This window comes from Paraglaciecola arctica, assembly GCF_018861065.1.
In the GTDB taxonomy this organism is placed as follows: Bacteria; Pseudomonadota; Gammaproteobacteria; order Enterobacterales; family Alteromonadaceae; genus Paraglaciecola; species Paraglaciecola arctica_B.
This window is the reverse complement of record NZ_JAHKQO010000020.1, coordinates 1-5,180: the sequence shown is the minus strand read 5'-3', so window position 1 is coordinate 5,180 and position 5,180 is coordinate 1. Positions and strand designations below refer to the sequence as shown.

At 37.3% G+C, this 5,180-nt stretch carries 10 protein-coding genes; 9 read left to right on the top strand and 1 reads right to left on the bottom strand.

The window, feature by feature from the left end:
- From KO534_RS08505 to KO534_RS08480, 8 genes are all read left to right on the top strand, one after another.
- Positions 1–324: hypothetical protein (locus KO534_RS08505; RefSeq protein ID WP_215929222.1), on the top strand; the 324-nt coding region annotated here is incomplete at its 5' end.
- A gap of 100 nt (positions 325–424) precedes the next feature.
- Positions 425–808 carry a hypothetical protein gene (locus KO534_RS08500; protein WP_215929221.1) on the top strand — a complete coding sequence of 128 codons (384 nt, stop codon included), beginning with the start codon at positions 425–427 and terminating at the stop codon, positions 806–808.
- Between the two features lie 102 nt (positions 809–910).
- Positions 911–1,084 (top strand): DUF6678 family protein, encoded by a 174-nt coding sequence (locus KO534_RS23690; protein ID WP_354667916.1) that lies wholly within the window; start codon positions 911–913, stop codon positions 1,082–1,084.
- Positions 1,080–1,259, top strand: coding sequence for a DUF6678 family protein (locus tag KO534_RS23685; protein ID WP_354667917.1), 180 nt, complete (start codon positions 1,080–1,082; stop codon positions 1,257–1,259). The genes KO534_RS23690 and KO534_RS23685 overlap by 5 nt, the downstream gene beginning before the upstream one ends.
- An 843-nt stretch (positions 1,260–2,102) precedes the next feature.
- Entirely contained in the window at positions 2,103–2,597 is a 495-nt protein-coding gene (locus KO534_RS08495; RefSeq protein ID WP_215929220.1) for a hypothetical protein, read from the top strand.
- 98 nt (positions 2,598–2,695) lie between these two features.
- Positions 2,696–3,034 carry a DUF2314 domain-containing protein gene (locus tag KO534_RS08490; protein ID WP_252732037.1) on the top strand — a complete coding sequence of 113 codons (339 nt, stop codon included), beginning with the start codon at positions 2,696–2,698 and terminating at the stop codon, positions 3,032–3,034.
- Between the two features lie 107 nt (positions 3,035–3,141).
- Positions 3,142–3,495, top strand: coding sequence for a hypothetical protein (locus KO534_RS08485; protein ID WP_215929219.1), 354 nt, complete (start codon positions 3,142–3,144; stop codon positions 3,493–3,495).
- 387 nt (positions 3,496–3,882) lie between these two features.
- Entirely contained in the window at positions 3,883–4,200 is a 318-nt protein-coding gene (locus tag KO534_RS08480) for a hypothetical protein (protein ID WP_215929218.1), read from the top strand.
- Positions 4,201–4,323: 123 nt separating this feature from the next.
- Here the strand turns inward: KO534_RS08480 and KO534_RS08475 are convergent, their stop codons facing one another.
- On the bottom strand, positions 4,324–4,515 hold the full coding sequence (locus KO534_RS08475; RefSeq protein ID WP_215929217.1) for a hypothetical protein: 192 nt from the start codon (positions 4,513–4,515) through the stop codon (positions 4,324–4,326).
- A 182-nt stretch (positions 4,516–4,697) separates the two neighbouring features.
- Between KO534_RS08475 and KO534_RS08470 the strand changes: the two genes are divergently transcribed.
- A complete protein-coding gene (locus KO534_RS08470; RefSeq protein ID WP_215929216.1) occupies positions 4,698–5,123 on the top strand; it encodes a hypothetical protein in 426 nt (141 codons plus the stop codon).
- The last annotated feature ends 57 nt before the right edge of the window (positions 5,124–5,180 follow it).

Below are 5,180 nucleotides of genomic sequence, written 5' to 3'. Positions count from 1 at the left end.
CCGTTTATCTTAAGCGTTATATTGCAGGGACTGAATTTGGATGATCAGGAAGTAAGACTTCGATTTAAAACGGTTAAGAAACGCTTCTATTTAATCCTTTTAGTGGCATTAATATTCTTTATTGGTGGAATCGTACTGAACTCTTCGGGTTTTGAGAGTATTAATCCGTTTTGGTGTGGTCTTATCGGTGTAATTGTTTTCAATGTCGGTTGTTTTGTCGTTTACCGCTGCCCTAAATGCAATGCTATCCCCTTTGCTTACGGTGCAGAAGGTGTGCAACTAAATCCAAAGTCTTGCGCTAAGTGCGGAGTAAACTTTAAGTAATGCAATATAACAAAACAATAAACAACATTCGCTTCGCTCATTGGGAAAAAGCCTCGCTCTCGCTCAGCTTTTCCCGTTATTGTAAGCGTTAGGTATCGTTGTGAGATTTCTTCTTTTCTTTGTTGTTACATTACTAACGGGCTGTTCGCAGCAGAACTTACCTGCTGGTTCTCATAAACTAAAATTTGAAGCTTCCATCTGGCAAAACGAAGAATCTGCAAACTGGAACGAAGGTGGTGTAACTATAAGACAGCAGATGCTTGGAAGCCTCTTAAGTGAAACTATCGCAGGTAAAAATAGAGAGCAAATTATCGAGTTACTAGGTCATCCCGCCACCAAAATGGACCCAGATGGCGCAGGCCCAAACATGTCTTATCCAACAGGGCCGCAAAGAGATTCTTATATGGCAATAGACTATGAGTGGTTAATTATTAAATTTGATGTTTCGGGCAAATATGAAAGCTTTTATCTGGCTTCAGATTAAAATACCTAACAAGTTTATTAAATATCGTTGCGGCCAAAAAACGGCCTTCACTGGACGCGCAAAAAGCGCGCGCCATTTATAAAAGCGTTATACGAATTATTTATGCATCCAGATATTTTGAACTTCATCAATGAACATAATTTCGTTTCAGTTATGAACAATACGAAATGGAATAAATTAGCGACTTTAATCGAATCAGATCCGCAAAAAGAACCGAGTGTTAGTGTTAAGTTCCTAAATGAAGTAGAACCCACAGGTTACTCTTTAATGGATTGATATCGATCCTATTAAGAGAATACGGGTTGGCGTTCTAGTCCCTGATAAAGAAATTGATTTAACTTCTCACGTATTAGAAATGCTAAATCAGAGTAATATCCCGTATTCTATTGAAAACGGAATGTATCGTGTATGGGGTTACCATAAGTCAGGTTATGTTCCAGCATTCGTATAACAAAAACATCATGGTGGGAATTTTACTCGCTGAAAAAGCGCTCCTAAAATCCCCATATGTTAAGCGTTATATGCCATGAAGACTGAAACTAAGCTTTTATTACAATACTTATTTTTGTACCCGTTTTATTATGTGGTAGCGATGTTTGGTGCCTCGGTAATTCTGTATTTTTTAATGTCATGGTCTTATGTGTTCACATATAAGTTTTTTCTAATCATTGCATTTATTATGGGTGGTAGTTCTTATTTTATTCATTGGCGTATCGGCTTTTATGCACTCACAGAATTTAAGAGATCGTAAACTGAAATCTATGTACCAAAAGGCATATAACAAAACAATAAACTACATTCGCTACGCTCATTGGGAAAAAGCCTCGCTGTCGCTTAGCTTTTCCCGTTATTGTAAGCGTTAGCTAGCATCATGAAATTTTTCCTAAACCCCAAACATTTATCAATATTAATAGTGCTTAGCATTTCTATGTTTGGGTACATTATTTTGCTAAATTATCTTGGGGATCTGCGTGTAGCTGATTCGAGTTTAAATGGCGAAGAAATGTCCATTTGGGAAAATACTCTTCTTGTACTTTCACTTTTATCTCTGTTTTATTTGTGGGTTTGTTCAATTATTCATTGCTATAAAAATAAGAGTAAATTTCTTGGGGTATGTATCGCTTTCATATGGCCGCTAAGTTACATTTACACTCTATATGTTTTGGTCGTTAGTTTAAGTAACCGCAATGCTAGCTAACAAAAACATCATGGTGGGAATTTTACTCGCTGGTAAAGCGCTCCTAAAATCCCCATATTTAATGCGTTGTACGTACATAAGGTCTGATAACTCAATATGCTGTTGAAGAAAGTTTCGATATTATTATTTACTTTAATTTCACTGTTCGGATGCAAAGAAGTTAGCGTTGAAGATAAATACCCAAACCTTAAAGATTTGACTGTAAACCTAGACACTATACCAACCATCCTTGAGGAAGTGGTTAACAGCAACAAGGAAGGTGCTTTCGCGTCATTTGCCATAGAACATAAAGACGATTCAATAAATATTCAGTTTTCGTTTGAAGACGGACAGGCAGGCTTAGATTGGGTTTTACTTGGCAAATTAAACATCCAAGACAAACAAAAGTATGAAGAGTATTTAAATTCTCAGAACATAAAATTTATACGGAAAAAATTGAATGATGTTTCCTATCTTAGGACATCAGATGGTGATTTGGCCCAAATTTGTAGAAAAGTCTTGGTTGAATTGTATGGCCTCAAAAATGACGATATGTTTGACGTCTACTATCAAGGTGTAGATTTAGAAAAATACGTACAACAAGGCAATTAAAAAACGGACACGTAACAGTTGGCTCGGTTCCGCTTCGCTTCACATTTTAGCCAACTATTACTTAGCCGTTTATTGCGGCGTTAGGTGTTTCGAGGGTTTTGATGATTCTACCAACCTATGACAAAGATCATTATCAATTGGATAATGGTGAAGAATTAAATAAGGAATACCCTGACTCATTCTGGATTCCTGAAAAAGAAGCTAGAGAATCTCTTAAAGTAGGTAATTTGGTAAAATTAATCTTCAGTATGGAAGAAACTGTAGGTTCAGATGAAGTTTCAGTTGAACGTATGTGGGTAGAAATTACAGCCGAATATCCTAATTACTATGAAGGCAAGTTGGATAATGACCCAGATGGCAGTGATTGTGTGCTTTGCGGACAACTTGTTACTTTTCAACCTTGCCATGTAATAGATATATACGATGAAAACACCTAACAAAACAATAAACAACATTCGCTTCGCTCATTGGGAAAAAGCCTCGCTGTCGCTCAGCTTTTCCCGTTATTGTAAGCGTTATGTTTCACTTATTTGGGATTAGAGTAATGAGAAATTTTATTTTGTTTGTTTTATTCGGTTTAAGTCTTGTTGGATGTCAATCCACACAGACGACGAGTAGTACAACTAAAAAAGTACCTCTAGTGTCCTTCGGCATGATATTTGGTGTTACCTTAGACGACTCTAGAAATGTTAGTAATATCCAACTCGCTAGAGTTGAAGATATAGAACAGAAAAAAGAATCAGACTTTCGTCCAAATGAAAATTATATGGCTAGTGCTATCAGGCAATTAAAAGCTAAAGAATATGATAAAGACGCAAAGTTAAATGAAGAGTTTTTCTTAATTTGTCTTTATTCGCAATTCAGGCCCGATCAAGCTTTATGCGGTGGTGAGATGTGAAACATAACAAACCAATTATTCCGACCTCAACTCGCTGCGCTCATTTCGTCGGCATATTGGGGCGTTAGCATGCCAAAGCTATTTTCATGTGGTTACCTAAAAGTGGTGTGCAAAGCGGTTAGGTTTTTAGCTCATCACAGTCGGTAAAAGTAGTTCACGTAATCAATTAGTTCTGGCAATATTAATCATCAACCACTGGCAAATTTAGGGCAACGGACAATGCGGTATTTAATTTCACACAAGGCAGTCACAGTTTGTTAGTTAATCAATCAATTCAAACAGCAGCACACTATGCGGCAGCTAACAAAAAGCTCAATCGGAAAATTACTCGCTGGCCTTCGGCCAAAACGCGTCGTATTTTCCGCTTAGCTTAAGCGTTAGGTGCCTATGGAAGACCACAACATCGACATCGATTACAAAAGCCTTGTTATTGTTTTGTTTGTCTCATTCTGTATGGGTGCAGGAATAGACTACTTTACTGATAAAGTTCACTGGCTAACCGCTGGCTTTGGTGTTCTATTTGCGATTTGGGCAAATGGATTATTTATTAGCCTTGAGGATCGCGAACCTGATGGTTGGGATTATGTTGAAAACGAGAGTAATGAATCTAAACGAGAGTTTAAAAAAGGCTTTAAAATACAAATTGCACTCACTATTTTGGTGTTTATCTTGGCTATTTGCTCACATATATTAGTCGGCAGCTAACAAGCCAATCAAGCGGGAAAATTAACAGTTGGCTTTTTTCGCTTCGCTCAACATTTTAGCCAACTATAAATTTCCCCTTATTGGGGCGTTAGGTGCTAATCAGTTGAGAGTGTGGCCTTATATTTATTTATCTACAGCAGGCTTTTGTTTGCTGTATTGGTTGATTTGGTTTGTTCCATTTACAACAAAAATTACAGGCTCTGATGGAAGTTGGTTTTTTGCTATTGGTATCGTTTCACTTTGGGTTTTCCCTATCGTGATTGCAGGTTGGGCAATACCCAAAATTAGGAAGGTAGTAATATCAAAATATGGCATCAAAATGGCCTATTTATCATTTACTACCGTTTTGTTTTATTGGCTATGGGGTATTTCGTTATGGTTAAGCCTATACATTTACGGCGTTTAGCACCTAACAAGTGCATTATGGTGGGAATTTTACTCGCTGGTAAAGCGCTCCTAAAATCCCCATATGCAAAGCGTTAGGCATAGGATTTAGCATGGAAGTAAAACTTGGCTTAGGATTAGATGGAATTAGCTTTGGTATTTCTCAAGATTCCTTAAAAGACATGATTGGGGAACCAGACAAGATTGACGTTGATCACGATGAACTTCCGCTACTTCAATACAATAGTTTAATGTGTACTTTTTGGATGGATAAGAGCGACAGATTACATTGGATTCAAAGCGCCAATCCATTGCTAACTTTGCAAAATACGAAAGTTATCGGAATGGAGGTATTAGATATCGTTGCGAAGCTCGCTTTAGTATTAGGATACTCCCATGAATTTGAAGATTATGGTGCAACGGAGAGCTATTCCTTTTCCGAACATGAGCTGGAGATTCAATCAGAATACGGTATCGTTACGGACGTTTGTTTTGGTCACTACTGGAAAGATGATGAACCTTTGTACACAAATGCCTAACAAAAAAATCATTAACAACTTTACCTAGACACCCATTTTTAACAACTTTACCTAGAC